The sequence below is a fragment of the Brucella gallinifaecis genome (assembly GCF_006476605.1).
GTDB classification, from domain to species: domain Bacteria; phylum Pseudomonadota; class Alphaproteobacteria; order Rhizobiales; family Rhizobiaceae; genus Brucella; species Brucella gallinifaecis.
Genome location: NZ_ML636807.1, coordinates 78,013 through 99,151, shown reverse-complemented (window position 1 = coordinate 99,151; position 21,139 = coordinate 78,013). Strand labels below are relative to the sequence as shown.

The following is a 21,139-nucleotide window of genomic DNA, read 5'->3' as shown; positions in this document are numbered from 1 at the left end:
ATGAAAGGCTCGCGCAAGCGGGCCTTTTTTATGTGGCTCAAGCAGAGCTAAAAAGTGGATAGCCTGTTTTTTTGGATATGTTCAGGCGCGCGGATGGGCTTTGTCATATACTTCAAGAAGCCGGGCTGTATCGACTTCGGTATAGACCTGGGTTGTGGACAGGCTGGCATGGCCAAGCAATTCCTGAATGGTGCGCAGATCACCGCCACGGCCAAGCAGATGTGTGGCAAAGGAATGGCGAAGCGCATGTGGGGTTGCGGTGTCGGGAAGACCGAGGCCTGCGCGTAATTTCTGCATTTCGCGCTGGATGATCGCAGCATGAAGTTCGCCCCCTCTGGCACCTCTGAACAAGGGTTTATCGGCAGAAAGATCAAAAGGGCAGAGCTCACGATATTGTGCTATCGCACGATGGACGGCGGGAAGCAGCGGCACCATGCGGGATTTGCCGCCTTTGCCGGTAATTGTGATCGAAAGCATGGATGCATCATTTAGTGCATCGCCCGGGAGATTGAGCGCTTCGGAAATGCGCAGGCCGCAACCATAGAGCAATGTCAGGACAGCGGCATTGCGGGCTGCAATCCATGGCTCTTCCGCCATCTGTCCATCGGCAGCAACAACGCGACGGGCATCTTCCGCCGTCAGGGGCTTTGGCAGGGATTTGGGTTGGCGCGGGCTTCTTATGGCTGAAGCGCCTGCTGCATTGACCAGTCCGAGCTTTTCCAGATAGCGAAGCAGCGAACGGACACCGGCAAGGCCACGGCCCAATGTGCGGGCACCGGCGCCGTCATTACGGCGGTTGGCCAGATAAGAGCGCAAATCGGCAACGCGCAGATTGCCAATATCCCTGATCGAAGGCGGCTCACCGAGATGGCCGGTCATAAAATGCAGAAACTGGCGCGTATCGCGCTCATAGGCTTCAATGGTATTGTCTGAAAGACGGCGCATATCCTGAAGTGATTTCAGCCATTGCTCACGCGCAGCCGCAAGGTCTGCGCGGGCTGGGATAAGAAATTCGGCTTTGCTCGTCATGGTCTGGATTCGCTGCTTGGGTTGCGGTTGTTGCAGTTTGCCAGCGATAGGTTGCCGGGCAGTAAAGAACGGCTTTGCGTTTTTCTTGGCGTTTTCAGTGGAAATTGAGTAAGCGAATAACAATTGTAGCTAATCACGGAATTATTCATGCCGCGTCCAGAAAACCCGATCCAGCTTGCCGTTATCGGAGCCGCCCATGGCATACGTGGCGAAGTCCGGGTCAAGACATTCACCGATGATCCGCTCGCCATTGCTGATTACGGTCTGCTTTATGATGCGCAGGGCAAGGCCTATGAGGTGCTTGAAGCGCGTGTGGCCAAGACAGTGGTTGTTGTGCGCTTCAAAGGCATTAATGACCGTAATGCTGCGGAAACCTTGAACGGTGTCGAGCTTTTTATTGATCGTTCGCAACTGCCTGATGACGAACTTGATGAGGATGAGTTTTTTCAGACCGATCTGATCGGTCTTGAAGCGCTTGATGCCGATGGCACATCCTATGGGGTGGTCAGCGCACTTTTTGATTTTGGCGGTGGTGATCTGATTGAATTGAGCCTCAAGGGTAAGCGCCCGATGCTGATCCCTTTTACCGAAGCCGCAGTACCGGAGATCGATCTGGAGAAAGGTACTATTCTGGTTGAGCCTTATGCAGCCGGACTTATCGCCGATGAGGATGACAATCCGCTCAGTGACAAGAAAAATGAGCAGAAGCGACCGAAGAAGTCATGAGTAATCTGCCTGACACGGAAAAGGCACAGCAGGCATTTCATGCCTCTGTGCTGACCCTTTATCCTGAAATGTTTCCGGGACCGCTTGGTATTTCGCTTGCGGGCAAGGCACTTGCCGAAAAAACATGGTCGCTTGATACGGTGCAGATTCGCGATTTTGCCGAAGGTAAACATCGCATGGTTGATGATACGCCATCGGGCGGCGGCGCCGGCATGGTGATGAAGCCGGATGTGGTAGCGCGTGCGCTTGATTCGGTTGCTGATGATCGCCCGATGCTGCTTATGAGCCCACGCGGTGCGCCGTTGACGCAAAAGCGTGTGCGTGAACTGGCGAACGGTCCCGGTGCAATTATTCTGTGTGGTCGTTTTGAAGGCGTTGATGAGCGGGTGATAGAAGGCCGTCAACTCGAAGAAATATCGATTGGCGATTATATTCTCTCAGGCGGTGAGACCGCAGCCATTGTCTTGCTAGATGCCATTGTGCGTCTTTTGCCGGGGGTGATGGGCAATCAGGAATCAGGTGAGACGGAAAGTTTTGAAACCGGGCTTCTGGAACATCCGCATTATACGCGCCCGCAAATATGGGAAGACCGCGCCATCCCGGATGTGCTGACATCCGGTAATCATGGTGCCATTGCAAAATGGCGTCATGCGCAGGCTGAACGTATTACAAAGGAACGGCGTCCTGATCTGTGGGACATTTATCGTGAAGGCAAGTGCAAATGAATCTGATCCAGCGGCTTGAAAGTCTTTCACTCGCATTGCTGGCGCTGGGGGCATATTGGGTCAGTGGTGCAAGCTGGTGGCTTTTTATTATCCTCATCCTTGCGCCTGATTTGTCGTTCTTTGCTTATCTCAAAGGCCCACGTTTCGGTGCTGTCATTTACAATATTGCGCATAGCTGGATCGGTATTGTGCTGCTGGCGGTGTTTGGCTGGGTGATGAACTGGCCGCTCTGTTTTACAATTGCCCTTATCTGGGCGGTTCATATCGGTGTTGATCGTGCTCTCGGCTTTGGCCTGAAATATGGAACCAGCTTTCAGGATACACATCTGGGGCGCATTGGCGGTAAATAGCGAAATCGATGTCCTGATATTGATTCATTTCAAACAATGGTGTATTGCCGCGCAAGTTCGGGAAAACCCGACATCTGTAATATTTCGTTCGGGCTGTGCCCGAAGGTCCTAAACCAATAAATGGTGTACCGCTCCTGCCTGATCTTTTCGGGCATAACCACGAGGCCAAAGATGCCTGGTGGCAAGTGCAGAGCGCTCTGGCTGTTTGAGAATAATTCGAGAAGGATAAGACGATGAATATTATTCGTCAGCTTGAAGCCGAACAGGCAGCAAAGATCGAAGAAAAGCGCAAGCTTCCAGATTTTCAGCCAGGTGATACCGTTCGCGTTCAGGTTCGTGTTACGGAAGGTACACGTACCCGCGTGCAGGCTTATGAAGGCGTCTGCATTGCCCGTTCCGGCGCTGGTCTCAATGAAAATTTCACTGTTCGCAAGATTTCTTACGGTGAAGGCGTAGAGCGCGTATTCCCGGTTTATTCGCCGATTGTTGAAGGCGTTGAAGTCGTTCGCCGCGGTAAGGTCCGTCGTGCGAAGCTCTACTACCTGCGTGGTCTTACCGGTAAGGCTGCACGTATTGCCGAGAAGAAAGACAACCGCACCAAGGCAGAACGTGAAGCTGACAAGATCGCAGCTGCCAAGGCAGAAGCTGCAAAGACTGCTGCTGAATAAGCCGGTTTTGCAAGAATCTGAGAAAGGCGGCCTTTGGGTCGCCTTTTTTTATTTGCAAAAATCAAAAGCCTGCATAACATATTGCATAAAATCGCCCACATTGCGCAAGATTGTTACTGCGACACCCTGTTGCGGTTTGTGTTTCTTGACGAAATGCAGTGGCGGGTGCATATGACAGCCTAATTAAGAACTGTTCAAAGGAACTCTCGCAATGAGCGCGCCGCGTACACTTTATGACAAGATCTGGGATGACCATGTAGTGGATCAGCAGGAAGATGGTACCTGCCTCCTTTATATTGATCGCCACCTTGTGCACGAAGTGACCAGCCCGCAGGCTTTTGAAGGGCTGCGCATGGCAGGGCGCAAGGTGCGCCATCCTGAGAGGACGCTGGCTGTTGTTGATCACAATGTGCCAACATCACCGGACCGTGTGAACGGCATCAAGAATGAAGAAAGCCGTATTCAGGTTGAAGCGCTTGCAAAAAATGCGGCTGATTTTGGCGTTGAATATTATTCTGAACGTGATCGTCGTCAGGGCGTTGTGCATATTGTCGGGCCGGAACAGGGTTTCACCCTGCCGGGCATGACGATTGTCTGTGGTGACAGCCACACCTCGACCCATGGTGCTTTTGGTTCGCTGGCGCATGGTATCGGCACATCTGAAGTCGAGCATGTTCTGGCAACCCAGACATTGATCCAGAAAAAAGCCAAGAACATGCTGGTGCGTGTCGAGGGCGAACTGGCTCCGGGCGTTACAGCCAAGGATATAACGCTGGCCATTATTGGCGAGATCGGCACCGCAGGCGGCACCGGATATGTGATCGAATATGCCGGCAGCGCCATTCGTTCGCTGTCGATGGAAGGTCGTATGACCGTCTGTAACATGTCGATTGAAGGCGGCGCACGTGCGGGTCTGATTGCGCCCGATGAAACGACATTCGCTTATGTGAAGGACAAACCACGCGCCCCGAAGGGGGAAGAGCTGGAACAGGCTATCCGTTACTGGAAGACGCTGCATTCGGATGAAGGTGCGCATTTCGACAAGATCGTCGAGCTTGATGCCGCCAAAATTTCACCAGTCGTATCCTGGGGGTCATCGCCTGAAGACGTCGTATTCGTTACCGACATTGTCCCTAATCCAGACGAGATCAAGGATGAAACCAAGCGTGCATCCAAGTGGCGTGCGCTGGACTATATGGGGCTGAAGCCGGGCACCCGGATGACGGATATTACGATTGATCGCGTCTTTATCGGCTCCTGCACCAATGGCCGTATTGAAGATTTGCGCGATGCAGCGCGGATGGCCAAGGGCAAGAAGGTTGCCGAGGGCGTTAATGCGATGATCGTTCCGGGTTCGGGACTTGTGAAGGAACAGGCTGAAGCTGAAGGTCTTGACAAGATATTCATCGAGGCAGGCTTTGACTGGCGTGAGCCGGGCTGTTCAATGTGCCTTGCGATGAATGATGACCGGTTGAAGCCGGGTGAACGTTGCGCTTCAACTTCAAACCGTAACTTTGAAGGCCGTCAGGGCTTCAAGGGCCGCACCCATCTGGTATCGCCTGCCATGGCGGCTGCGGCTGCTATCGCTGGTCATTTCGTGGATATTCGCGACTGGAAATGATCTTTGCACAATGAATAGCTAGGGTCAGGACCCATTAATTTGACGGGAATGGTGTGAGGTCATCCGTTTGGATACGAGAAGGAAAGGCGAAGGAAATGTGGTTCATTTTCAAGACTTTACGACGAAGTAGGCCGGGCGGATGGACCACATCCTTCGGACATCGAAATGACTTGGCGATCTGCTGCGTCGAGCCGCTCAACCGGGGGAACAACCCCGGTCCTCACGTCTCTCCTAGCATATCTGGTCATTTCAGATGCCATTCTCATCAAATTAATGGGTCCTGACCCTAGGGTCCTGATCCTGAAAGCCGTTGGAGGGTCGTCTGGCGGCTTTTTTTACTTGCGAAGAGCGGGTGAAATGGCGTTTTAATATATTTGATTGTGAGCAGTGCACTTGACGCTATCAGGCATATATATGCCGGGATGTATGGATGGACGGAGTTGAGTTCGTACTGTTGATCAACATGACCGTTTCCGGTCTGTTTGCAGTCACATTTCTGGGTATCGCTGCCTATGCACGCGATAATGCGGCTGCACCGGTTTTTGCATTGGGTTTCGGCTTTGCGCTGCTCTATTTTCTGATCGAATTGCTTATTCCATCAATACCCAGCCAGAAACTTGGTTATATGCTGGGCTTCAGTGCCTATCTGATGACGCTTGCATGTCTGGTGGTGGGGCTTGCCCGCATGTATTCGATATCTGTGCCATGGTGGCAGCTTGCAGTTGTGATTGTTGCATCGTTTATATTGATTTTCAGCATCTATGATATTGCGCGTAGTAAAATACTGGGCCAGGTTCTTTATCAGGTTCCATATTTTGTCATGTTGCTGCTGGCTGTATGGGTGATCATGCGGGGACGTTCACGCAGCCGTGTTCAAGCGCGTCCGTTTGTTCAATCATGGAGCGTGCTTGACAATCTGATGGTGGGGCTTTTCGCTATCAGTGCAGTTCATTTTCTGATCAAGCCTGTATTGGCCAGTATGGTTGGCGGGGCGGGCAATTCGCCTGATGATTACATCCACACCGATTATGCCCTTCTGGTGCAATCGTTTGGTGCCGGGTTGTCTGTTGCCGGTGGTCTTGTGTTGCTGTTAAGCCTGATGAGAGGGCTTATTTCAGATGTCACCTTGCGATCAGAAACGGATCAGCTTTCCGGTCTTCTCAACCGGCGCGGCTTTGAGTTCAGAGCCGATGCCGCAATTGAAAAATCGAAGCGCATGCGGCAGGCGCTGTCCCTGATTGTTTGCGATATTGATCATTTCAAAACAATCAATGACACCCATGGTCATGCTCTGGGCGACCGGGTGATTGCCGTGTTTGCGCATGAATTGCGCCGGTCGGCGCTCATAAAAGGTGGTATTGCCGCACGTATGGGCGGTGAAGAATTTGCAGTCCTTCTGCCGGGGAATACGATCCAGTCGGCATGGCGTTTTGCTGAACGCGTACGCTTGGCTTGTATTGATATTGTGCTGCCGGTTGTGGAGGGGGATGTTACTTTCACAGTCAGTTTCGGCGTGACAGAGATGGAGTTTGATGACTTTTTCTGCGATGTCTACAAGCGTGCTGATGGTGCTCTTTATGAAGCCAAGAAACATGGCCGTAATTGTGTCCGTACTGGTCTTGCAATGGGGCTTCCGGTGGGATTTGATGACAATATTGTCGAGTTTCGCGGTGCAAACCAGGTTTGATAATTCACGCTGAACTGTAGAGGCGCCCTTTACCTTTGGGCAGGCTGTTGTCTACAATCGCTGAGTTCCCGTTTTGGGGATATGCTTTGAGGGAAGACCTGAAATGACCACAGATCATGCCGTTGATATAGCGCTTCTGCATCTGCGTGACGCTCATGAGTTTGCGCCTCTGCTTGCAAGTTATGCGCAGGCATTAAAGCGTGGTGCGCCACGCCGCCCGGATGATTATTATGCCGAACATTTGCTGCAGGATCGCGCAACGGAAATACTCGGTGCCCGGGTTGATGGTAATCTCGTCGGTTTTGTTATTTTCTTTGATCTGCCAGAGCCTGTTTCGGGCCTGCGTGCAGGACAGGTTGATCACATCTATGTTCAGCATGATCATCGTGGCAAAGGCATTGCAAAAGCACTGATTGATGTGCTTGCAGACAAGGCTGAAGAGCGCAGCTGGTCGAAGCTTGTTCTCAATGCGCCGCGGGTGCCCGAAGATGGCCGCAAGCTTTATGAGCAGGTTGCCACTGCCGCCGACTGGTCCAGCTATGTGATTCGCTTTGGCCATTAGGTCTTGTCTGCAAAAGTGGATGAAATCACACATGTTTTTATAAATATCGCACTTCAATCGTTTGAATTGCGAAATCACGAGAAAGTGTCGTGTGGGTGCGACCAATTGTTAGTCTTTTCGTGAAAAAGCTTCTTTGACGTGGTGGTGAAAGCGCAGTAGAAAGCGCCACATAGGGTCGTGTGACACGATCAAGCCACATTTTCTGGGTCGTGCTGGCGCAGGATCGAACAGTTCCGTTTTCTTGCGCCGTGAACGACATCGAACCGGGCTCCAAGCGAGCCCGCATCTGCTTCATCATGCCAGAGAAATATGGTTGATGATGAAGGGGATGGAAACGTCAGGGAAGCCCACGAGAGCCATGACACAACCGACCGTTACGCGTCAGCGTCCATTGTCTCCGCATCTGTCGATTTATCGACCGAAGATCACCATGACGATGTCGATCATCCATCGTATCACGGGTGGCGCACTTTATTTTGGAACTCTTCTTCTTGCTGCATGGCTGATTGCCGCTGCAATTGGTGAAGATGCCTTCAATACCATCAGCTGGATCTATAATTCATGGATCGGCTATCTGGTATTGTTTGGTTACACCTGGGCGCTGTTGCACCATCTGGCTGGCGGCATACGCCATTTCATCTGGGATATGGGCGCCGGACTTGAAAAGCACACGGCCAGCAAGATTGCCTGGGCAACGCTGGCCTTCTCACTGCCTGTAACAATCCTCGTCTGGGTTGTTGCTTTCGCAGTGCGCTGAAAGGAGTTCTCACATGAGCGATATGCGTACACCTCTCGGCAAGGTTCGGGGTCTTGGTTCGGCCAAGGAAGGCACCGGACATTTCTGGTTTCAGCGAATGAGTGCTGTAGCACTTGTTCCGCTGGTTCTGTTTTTCATCGGTCTGGTCATTTCGCTTCAGGGCGCAAGCTACGCGGAAGTGAAAGCTGTTCTGGCGCATCCATTCACTGCTCTGGTGATGGCGCTGTTTGTGTTGACCGGCGTTTACCACATGCGTCTTGGCATGCAGGTTATTATTGAAGATTACATTCATAGCGAAGGCATGAAGGTCGTGCTCGTCATGCTCAACACCTTTTTCACGGTGATTGTTGGTGTGGCTTGTATTTATGCGATCCTCAAGCTGAGCTTCGGAGGTTGATAGCCCGATGGCTAGTGCACAAAAGAATGCAGCCAATGCTGCGGGCGAAAAGAACTACACATTTGTCGATCACAAATTTGACGTTGTGGTTGTCGGGGCCGGTGGTGCGGGTCTTCGCGCAACGCTCGGCATGGCTGAGCAGGGGTTCAAGACTGCCTGCATCACCAAGGTTTTCCCGACGCGCTCCCATACAGTGGCAGCGCAGGGTGGTATTGCCGCTTCATTGAAAAATATGGGGCCGGATAGCTGGCAGTGGCATATGTACGATACCGTCAAGGGATCGGACTGGCTGGGCGATACCGATGCCATGGAATATCTGGCGCGTGAAGCGCCTGCTGCGGTTTACGAACTGGAGCATTATGGCGTTCCTTTCTCGCGTACCGAAGAGGGCAAGATCTATCAGCGCCCCTTTGGTGGCCATATGCAGAATTTTGGCGATGGCCCTCCGGTTCAGCGCACCTGTGCGGCTGCTGACCGTACCGGTCACGCAATCCTGCACACACTTTACGGTCAGTCGCTCAAGCATAATGCTCAGTTCTTTATTGAATATTTTGCGCTTGATCTGATCATGACCGATGGCGTGTGCACCGGCGTTGTTGCCTGGAACCTCGATGACGGCACGATCCACCGCTTTTCTGCCAAAATGGTGGTTCTGGCGACAGGCGGTTATGGTCGTTCTTACTTCTCGGCAACGTCTGCGCATACCTGTACGGGTGATGGCGGCGGTATGGCTGCACGCGCAGGATTGCCGCTTCAGGATATGGAATTCGTTCAGTTCCATCCGACCGGTATTTATGGCGCAGGCTGTCTGATTACTGAAGGCGCACGCGGTGAAGGCGGGTATCTCGTGAATTCCGAAGGCGAACGCTTCATGGAGCGTTATGCGCCTTCTGCCAAGGATCTTGCTTCGCGTGACGTGGTTTCACGCTGCATGACCATGGAAATCCGTGCCGGTCGCGGCGTTGGCAAGAACAAGGACCATATCTATCTGCATCTTGATCATCTTGATCCGGCTGTTTTGCATGAACGTCTGCCCGGTATTTCCGAATCAGCCAAGATTTTCGCAGGCGTGGATTTGACTAAGGAACCGATTCCGGTTCTGCCAACCGTTCACTACAATATGGGCGGCATTCCAACCAATTACTGGGGCGAAGCGCTCAATCCGACGAAGGAAGACCCGGATCGTGTTCAGCCGGGCCTGATGGCTGTGGGTGAAGCGGGTTGCGCTTCCGTGCATGGTGCCAACCGGCTTGGATCCAATTCGCTGATCGATCTTGTCGTGTTTGGCCGTGCGGCAGCAATCCGGGCCGGACAGGTGATTGACCGCAAGTCAAAAATCCCGGATATCAACGAAGCAGCTGTTGATAAGATCATGGATCGCTTCCATCGTCTTCGTTATGCAAATGGCTCGATGCCAACTGCCGTATTGCGCGAAAAAATGCAGCGCACGATGCAGGAAGATGCAGCCGTGTTCCGTACCAATGAATCGCTCAAACAGGGTTGCGAGCGCATGGCGGCAATCTGGAAAGAACTGCCGGATGTCAAAGTTTCCGACCGTTCGATGATCTGGAACTCCGATCTGGTTGAGACGCTGGAACTGGAAAACCTGATGGCAAATGCGATGGTGACAGTTGTTTCGGCTGAAGCCCGTAAGGAGAGCCGCGGCGCCCATGCGCATGAGGATTTCCCGGATCGTAACGACGCTGAATGGCGTAAACATACCTTGTCCTGGCTCTCGCCAGATGGCGAGGTGAAGCTTGATTACCGTCCTGTTCATCTCGATCCGCTGACGACCCAGGATGAAGGCGGTATTGATCTGGCTAAAATTGCGCCGAAAAAGCGCGTTTACTAATCGGGGGAATGAGCAATGGTTGAACTCGCACTTCCCAAGAACTCCCGCATGCAGGAGGGCAAAAGCTGGCCGCGTCCAGATGGTGCCAAGAATGTAACGGAGTTTCGCATTTATCGCTGGTCGCCGGATGACGACGCCAATCCGAGCATCGACACCTATTATGTCGATCGTGACGATTGCGGCCCGATGGTGCTCGACGGTCTTCTTTATATCAAGAACAAGATCGATCCGACGCTGACGCTGCGCCGCTCCTGCCGTGAAGGTATTTGCGGTTCCTGCGCAATGAATATTGATGGCGCCAATACGCTCGCCTGCACCAAGGGCATGGATGAGATCAAGGGTTCCATCAAGGTCTATCCGCTGCCGCATATGCCGGTGGTGAAGGATCTTGTGCCTGATCTGAGCAATTTCTACGCCCAGCATCGTTCGATTGAGCCTTGGCTCAAGACCGTTTCGCCGGAGCCGCAGAAGGAATGGTTGCAGAGCCACGAAGATCGTCAGAAGCTTGATGGTCTTTATGAATGCATTCTGTGCGCCTGCTGCTCGACTTCGTGCCCAAGCTATTGGTGGAACGGTGATCGTTATCTTGGACCAGCCGTGCTGCTTCAGGCCTATCGCTGGTTGATCGACAGCCGTGATGAGGCAAAGGGCGAGCGTCTTGATAATCTCGAAGATCCGTTCCGTCTGTATCGTTGCCACACGATCATGAACTGTGCGCAAACCTGCCCGAAGGGGCTTAACCCGGCCAAGGCGATTGCCGAAATCAAGAAGATGATGGTTGAGCGCCGCGTATAGTTGTCCAAACGTCTGAGTAAGTTGAAGGGAGGCTTTGCCTCCCTTTTCTTTTGCGGAAGGAATGGCATAGGCTTGATTTTTTCGTGTAGGCTATATCTGATCTGGAAGTAGAAACTTACGTCTATTTCATAGGTTCACAATGCTTGATCATATCGGTTTCAATATTTCCAGCATGCCAAAATCCACCGCCTTCTATGATGCGGCTCTGGCTCCATTGGGTATCAAGCGGGCGATGGAGTTCGGTGACTGGGTTGGTTATGGACGCAATGGCAAGCCGGAATTCTGGATTGGAAAACAGAAGGGGGCAAGGCTTGAAGGCGTGCTTCATGTCGCTTTTTCGGCTGGAACGCGATCGGAAGTGGATCGCTTCTATGAAGCAGCGCTGGCTGCGGGCGGACAGGACAATGGCAGGCCGGGTATACGTGAACATTATCATCCCGACTATTATGCGGCGTTTGTGATTGATCCCGACGGCCACAATATCGAAGCTGTCTGCCACTTGCCGGAATGACATTAGAGCGGATTCCGATCTGATTGAATCAGATCGACGCTCTAACTCCTTTTATTTGAAGCATAATCTTATCGATCCTCGTTGAACGAAGATAGGACTTATGCTCTAAAGAAATTTGCGATGAGGATTCATCGAATTGCACAGATACTGATCCTATCAAATCGGCATCTGTGCATGCTTTTTCTGCTCCAATAGCGGCAGTCTATTTTGTCTGGGCCACAAAATCAAAAACCAGTGCCCCCTGCTTTTCAGCAAGGAGTGGGCCGACAAAATCTTTGAATTTCTGATGTTCAGAATCAAAGAATTTCGGGTCTGTTACAACAGGTGTGCCGACATAGTAGTTGCGATCACCTTCTGAGCGGAAAGTAACAATAAAGCCTTCCTGAAAGCCCTGATCTGCCCCTTCACCGCTGTTTTGTGCGCCTGCTTCCAGACGCTGGATATAAGGTTTTCCATTTCTTCTGGCTTTGGTTTTCAAGGCCAGAAATCGTTTTCTGACTTCCTCAATCTGCGCTGCCGTGACTGAATTTTTATATTTAAACAGAACGATATGCTGGATAGTTCCCGGCTTGTATCCGGGTGCTGTGAAAGCACGGGCTCCAATTTTCAGCTGCTCGCCGGCCAATATTTGTTCTGGTGTAGCTGGCGATTTGGAATGAGCAACGACAAAAGATGATCCAAATAAAATAGCCGAAGAGAAAGCAAAAGATGCTAATATATTTTTCAATTGAAATACCTCGAAATGAAATAAATAATAAATAATATTGTTAGGAGGCCTTTATGGCCTCCATCATTGTCAGAGTAAAGCGCATCCCGAAAAGTGTAAAATGGTTTTCGGTCAAAGATTTTCTCTAAATGAGTTTTGCGTCCAGTGTTATTTCAATTGCGCCCAGCGCTTTGGAAAGCGGACATGTTTTTTCAGCGGTTTCAGCGAGTTTCTGAAAATCTGTTTCAGAAATGCCGGGAATGGTTGCTCTGAGCGTCAAGGCACTGCGTGTAATCCCGAAGCCGCCACCGGATGCTGGTACGACCGTAACCGTTGCTGTTGCTTCGAGCTTTTCTGCCGGAGTTCCGTGCTGTGTCAGGAGGGCAGAGAGGTTCATTGCAAAACAGCCTGCATGAGCCGCACCAAGCAGCTCTTCCGGATTGGTGCCTGCCTGTCCGCTTTCGTCTTCGAAGCGAGCCTTGAAATCATATGGTAAATCTTTCAACGCGCCGCTTTGTGTGCTCAGAGCGCCTTTGCCGTCTTTGAGTGTACCGCTCCAGACTGCTGTTGCTTTTCTATCCATTGGAAGCTCCTCTGTTTGGATTGACTCCTGACATAGGGCGACATTTTATGGCTTCCAGTGTCAGGCCGTTTGATCACTTAACTATTGCAGCTTTTTCGTTTGAGCGTGTTGCCCATATAAGGGAAAGCATGAGCACCATGATTATGAGCATATTGAAGAAGAAGCGATCATAGGGCATCGGGAAATAGACAAATTTGCCCAGAATTCCGATGAACATAGCGAAGGCAATGCCATTGAGCCGCGGAATTCCGGTTTTGATTCCGGCTCGCGCCATTGCTGCCCAGGCAACCAGCAAAACCAAAAGGATTGAAGGCCAGCTTTCGAGATAAAGAGCCAGAATAGCTCCCCGAATATAAGCCTTGATAAGGAGCAGAAGCGAGAAATCCGGCTTGAAGCCAGCCATTGAATTCTGTGTTTCGATGCAAGTAAAATAGAGATGTGCCCACCAGCCTGTGTGTCCGGCATATCTGGAGATGGCAAGGCCCATGATGACAGATATGATGAATGCTGCGAGCAAAGGCAGTTTGCGCCAGCCAAAAAGCACTGCGGTAATCAGCAATGCAAAAATCATTATAATATTATCCGGCCTGATCGTGAATGACAGAATGAGCAGGACAGATGCCAACCAGTCGCGTTCTTTCAGCAGGGCAAATATTGCAGCAAAAGATAATGCGGCGAGAACAATATCTGGAAAGACTGCGGAAGTTATCGGGCCAAGACCTGCGACCAGAAGCGCAGGCCCGACCAAAAGCCCGGCCTGAAGTGCATTATAATGGGCAAGGATCGCAAGGATAATAAGGCTGGAAGCAATTGCCGCGGCAAGACTGATGAGATGTCCGCCCAGCACCAGTCCCGTATAGGGCTCAATCAGGCGCAACAATTGCACATAGCCGATCTTGACCCTGTACATGATGAGTTGTGACTGGAAATTATCGGGGCTTTCCCATTGTGCACGGCGATAATCACCGCCATATTTCAGAGTGTTGAGTTCATCCTGGGTGGTCGCAGCGCTAACCTGCCGCCATGTTTCCTCATGCAGTGCTGACGCATCAGGATAGCGATCCTCAATTGCGGTGGCGATATAGGCGATCATGTCCCAGTTGTTATCCGGTTTTGTAACCGAATAGATCACAGAAACAGCCATAGCGACCAAAATGGCCATAGCGCCAGCAATCTTTGATAATCGGCTGAGCCGTTCTGCGGACCATAAACCGCTTTGCATACGGATAGCCTTGTCGATCAATCTGTTGTCCGTATGCATATGCTTGTGAGTCCCCCCGACGCTCTAGCTCGTGCTTGTCTTTTTGTAGCAGAGGTTGAGGCTTTTGCCATCAGAAAGCACAGCTTTCTTTTCGAAAAATAGCGCTATTTTTAGAAAATCAGCTCCCACTTTTGGGAGACATGCTCTAGATCGAATCCCCCCGCAAAAGGCGCGGTGTATCGCCAGAAAGCCCTGCTGCCTGCTTGATGAAGAAGGATTTGAGGCTTGGTACGCGGTCGACGAGACCAAGACCGACGTCGCGAATTGTGCGAATGGCAGGATTGTCGTTGGAGAACAGTCTGGTGAGAATATCGGTGGTGACGCCCATCTGCACCGTGTCGAAGCGACGCCATGTCTGATAGCGTTCAAGGGCTGCGAAGGAGCCGATATCGAGACCCAGACGATCCGTTTCGACAATGATTTCTGCAATCGCTGCTGCATCTCGAAAACCGAGATTGAGGCCCTGTCCGGCAATCGGATGGATGCGGTGGGCTGCATCACCGACAAGTGCAAAGCGTGGCTTTACGAATTCGCGTGCCAGCGTCAGGCCGAGTGGGAAAGCGCGGCGAGGTCCCTCGACGCTAAGTGCGCCAAGACGATGGCCAAAACGTTGCTCGAGTTCTGCTTCGAAAATGAAATCATCTTCACGGATAAGGCGTTCGGCATCTGCCCTTCGTTCTGTCCAGACGAGTGAACTGCGATTGCCTTTCAAAGGCAGGATTGCAAATGGGCCTGCAGGCAGGAAATGCTCGTCCGCGCGTCCACCGTGCGGGCGTTCGTGAGAAACATTGCAGACAATGCCGGACTGGTCATAGTCCCAATTAACCGTCTTGATGCCTGCAATGTCACGCAGGCGTGATTTTGCACCATCGGCGGCAATCAGCAGACGGGTTTCGAGTGTTTTTCCATTGGCCAGCGAGACGGTGACGGATTGAGGGCTGGTTTCAAAATTTTCGACGCTCATGCCTTCGATGAAGGTGATACCCAGTGCGTCAGCTGTTTTATGAAGGGCGGTGTTGAGTACGCGGTTCTCGACCATATGCGCAAAAGGTTCGCCCGGATTGACATCACCTGAAAAAGTGAGAAACACAGGACGAACCGGATCTGATGTGCGGGAATCTGTGATGACCATTTCAGTGATTGGCTGCGCATCAATGACAATTTCCTGCCAGCAGCCGAGTTGGTCGAGCATGCGTGAGGCCGCAGCAGCAATGGAAGATGCACGCGGATCATTTTTCCATGCGCCAGCCGGTGCGCCATCAATGACAGTGACAGAAAGATGGGGTGCAGCGGATTTGACAGCAACGGCTGTCACGAGGCCGACATAGCCGCCGCCCGCGATGACCAGATCGATGGTGTCTGGGCTTTGTTGTTTCTTTCCGGCTGACATCGCTTCTTCCTTTCGGATCATTCAGGCATTGCTTACGATGAATTGCATGTTGTCTTGTAAGGCTTGACAGTGTCAATTGCGCAAGACCAAACATGCTATCGGCAATATACAGATATATAGGGTTTCAGGAGACAGGCTGTCCATGTCGAATAATGAAAAGTCCGATCTATTGAAGATTGAGCAGACGGCTGCCATGAAGCAGCTTCTGGAAACGCTTGATCTGGAAACGCTTGAAGTGGATCTTTTCCGCGGTAACAGCCCGCAGGTAGGCTGGCAGCGCGTCTTTGGCGGACAGGTGATCGGTCAGGCACTTATTGCAGCACAGCGTACGGTTGAAGCTGAACGGCAGGTTCACTCTCTGCATGGTTATTTTGTGCGGCCCGGGGATCCGGCGATTCCAATTGTTTATGAAGTTGATCGCATTCGGGATGGTTCAAGCTTTAATACGCGCCGTGTGCTGGCAAAGCAGCATGGCAAGGCGATTTTCACCCTTTCAGCATCCTTCCAGATTGACGAACCTGGTCTTCATCATCAGATCGATATGCCGGAAGGCTTGCCAATGCCCGAGCAACTGGTGGGCGATCATGATCTGAAAGAAGAATATCTGCATCTTGCGCCGACGGGTGTGCGCAAATATTGGGAGCAAGAGCGTCCTATCGAGATCAAGCCCGTGTCGCTCAAGCATTATCTTTCGCGCGATAAGCTGGCGCCAAGCCAGCATGTCTGGGTGCGGGCACGGGGTATTGTACCGGATGATCGCGCACTGCAGGCGGCCATTCTCGCCTATCTTTCGGATATGACCTTGCTTGATACATCGCTGCATCCGCATGGCCGCACGATTTTTGACCGCGATCTGCAAGTGGCAAGCCTTGACCATGCGATGTGGTTTCACCGTCCATGCCGTCTTGATGACTGGCTTTTATATACGCAGGATACGCCAAGCGCTTCCGGGGCACGCGGGTTTAACCGCGGTGCATTTTATACCCGCGATGGAGTTTTAATCGCATCCGTTGCGCAGGAGGGGCTTATTCGCGTGCATGAAAACAGCAAATGATTATTTTTTAATCATTGATAGCAGTGCTGTATAAATTTTATGCAATCACTGTTTGAGCATTAGAGGCGTGAGCCTTGAAAATTCATTTTGATGAATCACTTAGAGCGGTTTCTCCTCATTGGGAGAAGCCGCTTTTGCTCTTCTCAAAGCGATTTTTTGAGCACTGTTATCGTTTATCCCATTTGTTAAAAATCCAGTGTTTTGGGCGAAAATGCGATACTTCTGTGGCCGGGATCATAAGTCAGTATGCATCAAATATCAGAAAAATTGTATTTTTACGGCTCCAGAATGCGTAACTGGCACGATTTTTGTTTCTCTTAGTCTGAACCGGTCTTTTCAGCGCAGACGCGTTTGAAGCCGCCATTCGACGGAGATACTCGATGCTCATAACTGAAAGATTCAAGCAGACGGCTTTTGTCACCCTCCCTGCATTTCTTGCTTTGGCCGGGACGGCGCTTGCACAGGACGCAGCCGAAGCTACCCCAACCCTTGATACTGGCGATACAGCCTGGATGCTGACATCAACCGCACTGGTGTTGATGATGACCATTCCGGGCCTTGCATTGTTTTATGGCGGTATGGTGCGTAAGAAAAACGTGCTTTCCACTGTCATGCAGAGCTTTGCGATTACTTGCCTGATGTCGATATTGTGGATGTTCTTCGGCTATTCGCTTGCCTTTACCGATGGTGGCTCGATGAACGCCTATATCGGAAGCTTCGATAAGGCATTCCTGTCGGGTGTGACGATGGATTCACTTTCCGGCACAATTCCTGAATATCTTTTCATTGTATTTCAGATGACCTTCGCGGTTATCACGCCGGCACTGATTGCAGGTTCGTTTGCCGAACGTATGAAGTTTTCTTCCATGCTCGTTTTCATGGTTCTGTGGCTCTTCATCGTCTATGTGCCGGTTGCGCATTGGGTATGGGGCGGCGGGTTCCTTGGCTCTGACGGTGTTCTCGACTTTGCGGGTGGTACGGTCGTTCACATCAATGCCGGTGTTGCTGGTCTTGTTGCAGCCCTTATTATTGGCAAGCGCGACGGTTACGGCCATGTCAATATGGCGCCGCATAATCTCGTTCTCTCGGTCATTGGCGCGTCTCTTCTGTGGGTGGGCTGGTTCGGCTTTAATGCGGGTTCGGCTGCCGGTGCAAATTCGCTTGCTGCTGTTGCCATGCTCAACACACAGGTTGCGACCGCTGGTGCAGCGCTTGCCTGGATGTTTGCAGAATGGGCAATCGCCGGTAAGCCAAGTGTTCTGGGTATTATCTCAGGCGCTGTTGCGGGTCTGGTTGCTGTTACCCCTGCTGCCGGGTTTGTTAATCCGGTGGGTGCGCTGATCATCGGTATTATTGCAGGTCTTATCTGCTATGTGGCTGCTGTTAAGCTCAAGCATGCACTTGGCTATGACGACTCGCTTGATGCCTTTGGCGTACATGGTGTTGGCGGCTTTGTTGGCGCGATTCTGACTGGCTATTTTGCCGATGTTGCGATCAATGCGGCTGGTGAAGGTGCAACCATGGGCAAGCAGTTTTTCGGTGCAGCCGTTACCGTTGTTTACACTGCTGTTGCCACTGCCATCATCCTTTATGTGGTCAAGGCGATCATGGGCCTGCGTCCAAGCAAACAGGCTGAAATGGAAGGTCTTGATATTGCTTTGCACGGCGAGTCTGTTCAGTAGAACAGGGTTGTCCCAAGAGGAAAAAGGCGCGGGAAACCGCGCCTTTTTCATTTGTTCACATAAGAGATCGCATGGTTAATGAGGAATTAACCATCGCAAGGCTAGGATCACTCCGATTCATTGCGCCCGAGGTTTTAAAGCCAAAGGGCAACAAAATATGGTTCGGGACAGGCTTTATGCGGCAAGGATATTCGCCCTCATACCCGCTGCGTGACGAGCGGATTTCGGAAGACAGGCTCAAACTGGCCAATATCTTCCGCAGGCAATTCTATATCCTCTTTGGGCTGGCGTTGCTTGCGCTGAGCGCTATGGCTGTTGGTGCGCTCGCCACATGGAATGTGGCTGATCCGAGCCTGAGCCATGCAACGGATAATCCTGTCACCAATGCGCTTGGCTATCCGGGGGCGGTTTTCTCCGATATTGCCATGCAGTTTTTCGGGCTTGCCAGTGTTCCGGCTCTTTTGCCGCTTGTTGTATGGTCGTTGCTGCTGATGACGCGCGGTGGCGTTGGCCGTATTGCAAAGCGCAGTTTTGCCTGGCTTGGGGCTGCCTTGCTGTTTGCAGCCATTGCAAGTTGCTTTGCTGTACCGCAAAGCTGGCCGATGCCGATTGGTCTGGGCGGTGTGCTTGGTGATCTGGTTCTACGCATTCCCGGAATATTCATCGGGGCTTTTCCGCAAGGTGCAATTGCTTCGGCTATTGCGCTGGTTCTGGCTTTTCCGGCACTTTGGCTATGCCTGTTTGCAAGCGGGATTATAGGTCGAAGCAATGCGCAGCTCAATTCGCCAGCTGCAGGCGAGCGGCAGGCTGAGGAAGACTATTCGGATTTTGAAGACGAAGATGATGAAACATCGTCCGGCGGCTTTTCTGCCTTTATTGGTTCGCTCACCCATATGATTTACAGCGTGACTGCAACATTCAGACGCTTGACGGGAATAAACCGGCGCAAGCATCGCGACGATGATTATGCTGATATAAATCAGGAGCGCCACAGTGCGCAGTCACAGAATGGGCTACGCCGGGAACCGGGCTTTGGAGCTACGCCATCGCAAGCACCTTCGTTTGATGAAAACGCTGATGGTGAAGATATAGTTCTGGCGGGTCAGGAATGGCATGATGCACAGCCGCAACGCGCCAAGGCGCGTGTTGGTGAACGTGCGCCAGCACCAAAAAGCGGTGCACGGATTCAACGCGAGGCACAGCCTTCGTTCCTGAAAGATGGTGGCGCATTTGAAATGCCGTCGCTGCATTTTCTTGCCGAGCCGAAGCTTGTCCAGCGTGATGCATCGCTCTCCAAAGATGCGCTTGAACAGAATGCCCGCCTTCTGGAAGGCGTGCTGGAAGATTTCGGTGTGCGTGGCGAGATCATCAATGTGAAGCCGGGACCGGTTGTCACGCTTTATGAACTTGAACCCGCTCCCGGTATCAAGTCGTCGCGGGTGATTGGTTTGGCTGATGATATTGCCCGTTCCATGAGCGCGATTGCCGCGCGTGTTGCCGTCGTGCCGGGTCGCAATGTGATTGGTATTGAGCTGCCGAACCAGAAACGCGAGATGGTTTACCTACGCGAGATGCTGGCAAGCCGGGATTTTGAGCACACCAAAGCCAAGCTTGCGCTGGCGCTTGGCAAGACCATTAATGGTGAGCCGGTGATTGCCGATATTGCGAAAATGCCGCATGTGCTGGTCGCGGGTACGACGGGCTCGGGTAAATCGGTGGCAATCAATACGATGATCCTGTCGCTGGTTTATCGTATGACGCCGCAGGAATGCCGTCTGATCATGATTGATCCGAAAATGCTGGAACTTTCAATTTATGACGGTATTCCGCATCTTCTGACACCGGTTGTAACGGATCCGAAAAAGGCTGTTGTTGCGCTTAAATGGACCGTGCGCGAGATGGAAGACCGCTATCGCAAAATGTCCAAGGTCGGTGTGCGTAATATTGATGGCTTTAACCAGCGGGTCATGCAGGCACAAAAGAAGGGCGAACAGATTGCCCGTACCGTGCAGACCGGTTTTGACCGCAATACCGGCGAAGCGATCTATGAAACCGAGCAGCTTGATCTCGAACCAATGCCCTATATCGTTGTGATTATCGACGAAATGGCTGATCTGATGATGGTGGCCGGCAAGGATATTGAAGGCACGGTACAGCGTCTTGCGCAGATGGCGCGTGCGGCGGGTATCCATGTCATCATGGCGACACAGCGTCCATCGGTCGATGTGATCACTGGTACGATCAAGGCCAATTTCCCGACCCGGATTTCATTTCAGGTGACGTCGAAGATCGACAGCCGCACCATTCTGGGTGAGCAGGGGGCTGAACAATTGCTGGGGCAGGGCGATATGCTGTTTATGGCCGGTGGTGGCCGCATCCAGCGTGTGCATGGTCCGTTTGTGGGCGATGATGAGGTTGAGCGTATTGTTCAGCATCTCAAGCTTCAGGGTGTGCCTGAATATCTCGATGCGATTACCGAGGATGAGGAAGAGGATGAAGGCGGCGGCCCGGCAGGCACGTCAAACCTTGAAAATTCTGACGATCCTTATGATCAGGCCGTGGCTGTTGTGCTGCGCGACAAGAAGGCTTCCACTTCCTATATCCAGCGCCGTCTGGGCATTGGCTATAATCGTGCGGCGTCGATTATCGAACGTATGGAGGAAGAAGGCATTGTCGGACCTGCCAATCATGCGGGCAAACGTGAGATACTGGTGCCGACAGGTGATGATGATTTCTGATAAAAGCAGAACGTCCGGGTTGCCACACTGGTGCCCAAGTGCCGA

The 21,139-nt window shown here is 51.9% G+C and carries 21 protein-coding genes; 15 read left to right on the top strand and 6 right to left on the bottom strand.

Annotation, left to right across the window (positions count from 1 at the left end; genetic code table 11):
- Positions 1-81 precede the first annotated feature (81 nt).
- Positions 82-1,029 carry a tyrosine recombinase XerC gene (locus tag FHY56_RS12525; RefSeq protein ID WP_140905539.1) on the bottom strand — a complete coding sequence of 316 codons (948 nt, stop codon included), beginning with the start codon at positions 1,027-1,029 and terminating at the stop codon, positions 82-84.
- Between the two features lie 147 nt (positions 1,030-1,176).
- On the opposite strand from FHY56_RS12525, the gene rimM reads away from it, so the two are divergent.
- From rimM to FHY56_RS12490, 7 genes are all read left to right on the top strand, one after another.
- Complete coding sequence (gene rimM, locus FHY56_RS12520) at positions 1,177-1,755, top strand: ribosome maturation factor RimM (protein ID WP_140905538.1); 579 nt, start codon at positions 1,177-1,179, stop codon at positions 1,753-1,755.
- On the top strand, positions 1,752-2,480 hold the full coding sequence (gene trmD / locus FHY56_RS12515) for a tRNA (guanosine(37)-N1)-methyltransferase TrmD (RefSeq protein ID WP_140905537.1): 729 nt from the start codon (positions 1,752-1,754) through the stop codon (positions 2,478-2,480). Before rimM ends, trmD begins: the two co-directional genes overlap by 4 nt.
- Positions 2,477-2,830, top strand: coding sequence for a DUF4260 domain-containing protein (locus FHY56_RS12510; RefSeq protein WP_140905536.1), 354 nt, complete (start codon positions 2,477-2,479; stop codon positions 2,828-2,830). The genes trmD and FHY56_RS12510 overlap by 4 nt, the downstream gene beginning before the upstream one ends.
- Before the next feature lie 233 nt (positions 2,831-3,063).
- Positions 3,064-3,498, top strand: coding sequence for a 50S ribosomal protein L19 (rplS, locus tag FHY56_RS12505; RefSeq protein WP_140905535.1), 435 nt, complete (start codon positions 3,064-3,066; stop codon positions 3,496-3,498).
- A gap of 211 nt (positions 3,499-3,709) precedes the next feature.
- A complete protein-coding gene (gene leuC, locus FHY56_RS12500) occupies positions 3,710-5,119 on the top strand; it encodes a 3-isopropylmalate dehydratase large subunit (protein ID WP_140905534.1) in 1,410 nt (469 codons plus the stop codon).
- 430 nt (positions 5,120-5,549) lie between these two features.
- Complete coding sequence (locus tag FHY56_RS12495; protein WP_140905533.1) at positions 5,550-6,806, top strand: GGDEF domain-containing protein; 1,257 nt, start codon at positions 5,550-5,552, stop codon at positions 6,804-6,806.
- A gap of 103 nt (positions 6,807-6,909) precedes the next feature.
- Positions 6,910-7,368 carry a GNAT family N-acetyltransferase gene (locus tag FHY56_RS12490; protein ID WP_140905532.1) on the top strand — a complete coding sequence of 153 codons (459 nt, stop codon included), beginning with the start codon at positions 6,910-6,912 and terminating at the stop codon, positions 7,366-7,368.
- Positions 7,369-7,405: 37 nt separating this feature from the next.
- On the opposite strand, the gene FHY56_RS12485 is transcribed toward FHY56_RS12490, so the two are convergent.
- Positions 7,406-7,654 carry a hypothetical protein gene (locus FHY56_RS12485; RefSeq protein ID WP_140905531.1) on the bottom strand — a complete coding sequence of 83 codons (249 nt, stop codon included), beginning with the start codon at positions 7,652-7,654 and terminating at the stop codon, positions 7,406-7,408.
- A 72-nt stretch (positions 7,655-7,726) separates the two neighbouring features.
- Between FHY56_RS12485 and sdhC the strand changes: the two genes are divergently transcribed.
- The 5 genes from sdhC to FHY56_RS12460 all read left to right on the top strand — a co-directional run bounded on the left by sdhC (position 7,727) and on the right by FHY56_RS12460 (position 11,680).
- On the top strand, positions 7,727-8,125 hold the full coding sequence (sdhC, locus tag FHY56_RS12480; RefSeq protein ID WP_140905530.1) for a succinate dehydrogenase, cytochrome b556 subunit: 399 nt from the start codon (positions 7,727-7,729) through the stop codon (positions 8,123-8,125).
- 13 nt (positions 8,126-8,138) lie between these two features.
- A complete protein-coding gene (gene sdhD, locus FHY56_RS12475) occupies positions 8,139-8,522 on the top strand; it encodes a succinate dehydrogenase, hydrophobic membrane anchor protein (protein ID WP_140905529.1) in 384 nt (127 codons plus the stop codon).
- Between the two features lie 7 nt (positions 8,523-8,529).
- Positions 8,530-10,374 (top strand): succinate dehydrogenase flavoprotein subunit, encoded by a 1,845-nt coding sequence (sdhA, locus tag FHY56_RS12470; RefSeq protein ID WP_140905528.1) that lies wholly within the window; start codon positions 8,530-8,532, stop codon positions 10,372-10,374.
- 15 nt (positions 10,375-10,389) lie between these two features.
- A complete protein-coding gene (locus FHY56_RS12465) occupies positions 10,390-11,169 on the top strand; it encodes a succinate dehydrogenase iron-sulfur subunit (protein ID WP_140905527.1) in 780 nt (259 codons plus the stop codon).
- A 139-nt stretch (positions 11,170-11,308) separates the two neighbouring features.
- Positions 11,309-11,680, top strand: coding sequence for a VOC family protein (locus tag FHY56_RS12460; protein WP_140905526.1), 372 nt, complete (start codon positions 11,309-11,311; stop codon positions 11,678-11,680).
- 202 nt (positions 11,681-11,882) lie between these two features.
- Here the strand turns inward: FHY56_RS12460 and FHY56_RS12455 are convergent, their stop codons facing one another.
- The 4 genes from FHY56_RS12455 to FHY56_RS12440 form a co-directional block, all read right to left on the bottom strand.
- Positions 11,883-12,305, bottom strand: coding sequence for a Dabb family protein (locus FHY56_RS12455; protein WP_235889488.1), 423 nt, complete (start codon positions 12,303-12,305; stop codon positions 11,883-11,885).
- 226 nt (positions 12,306-12,531) lie between these two features.
- Positions 12,532-12,969: an OsmC family protein gene (locus tag FHY56_RS12450; RefSeq protein ID WP_140905525.1), complete on the bottom strand. Its 438-nt coding sequence runs from the start codon at positions 12,967-12,969 to the stop codon at positions 12,532-12,534.
- Positions 12,970-13,042: 73 nt separating this feature from the next.
- On the bottom strand, positions 13,043-14,230 hold the full coding sequence (locus FHY56_RS12445) for a hypothetical protein (protein ID WP_140905524.1): 1,188 nt from the start codon (positions 14,228-14,230) through the stop codon (positions 13,043-13,045).
- A gap of 145 nt (positions 14,231-14,375) precedes the next feature.
- Entirely contained in the window at positions 14,376-15,620 is a 1,245-nt protein-coding gene (locus FHY56_RS12440; RefSeq protein ID WP_140905523.1) for a ubiquinone biosynthesis hydroxylase, read from the bottom strand.
- A gap of 142 nt (positions 15,621-15,762) precedes the next feature.
- On the opposite strand from FHY56_RS12440, the gene tesB reads away from it, so the two are divergent.
- The 3 genes from tesB (at position 15,763) to FHY56_RS12425 (ending at position 21,094) form a co-directional block, all read left to right on the top strand.
- Positions 15,763-16,674, top strand: coding sequence for an acyl-CoA thioesterase II (tesB, locus tag FHY56_RS12435; RefSeq protein ID WP_140905522.1), 912 nt, complete (start codon positions 15,763-15,765; stop codon positions 16,672-16,674).
- 380 nt (positions 16,675-17,054) lie between these two features.
- Complete coding sequence (locus FHY56_RS12430) at positions 17,055-18,356, top strand: ammonium transporter (RefSeq protein ID WP_140905521.1); 1,302 nt, start codon at positions 17,055-17,057, stop codon at positions 18,354-18,356.
- Positions 18,357-18,532: 176 nt separating this feature from the next.
- Positions 18,533-21,094, top strand: coding sequence for a DNA translocase FtsK (locus tag FHY56_RS12425; RefSeq protein ID WP_140905520.1), 2,562 nt, complete (start codon positions 18,533-18,535; stop codon positions 21,092-21,094).
- Positions 21,095-21,139: the final 45 nt, after the last annotated feature.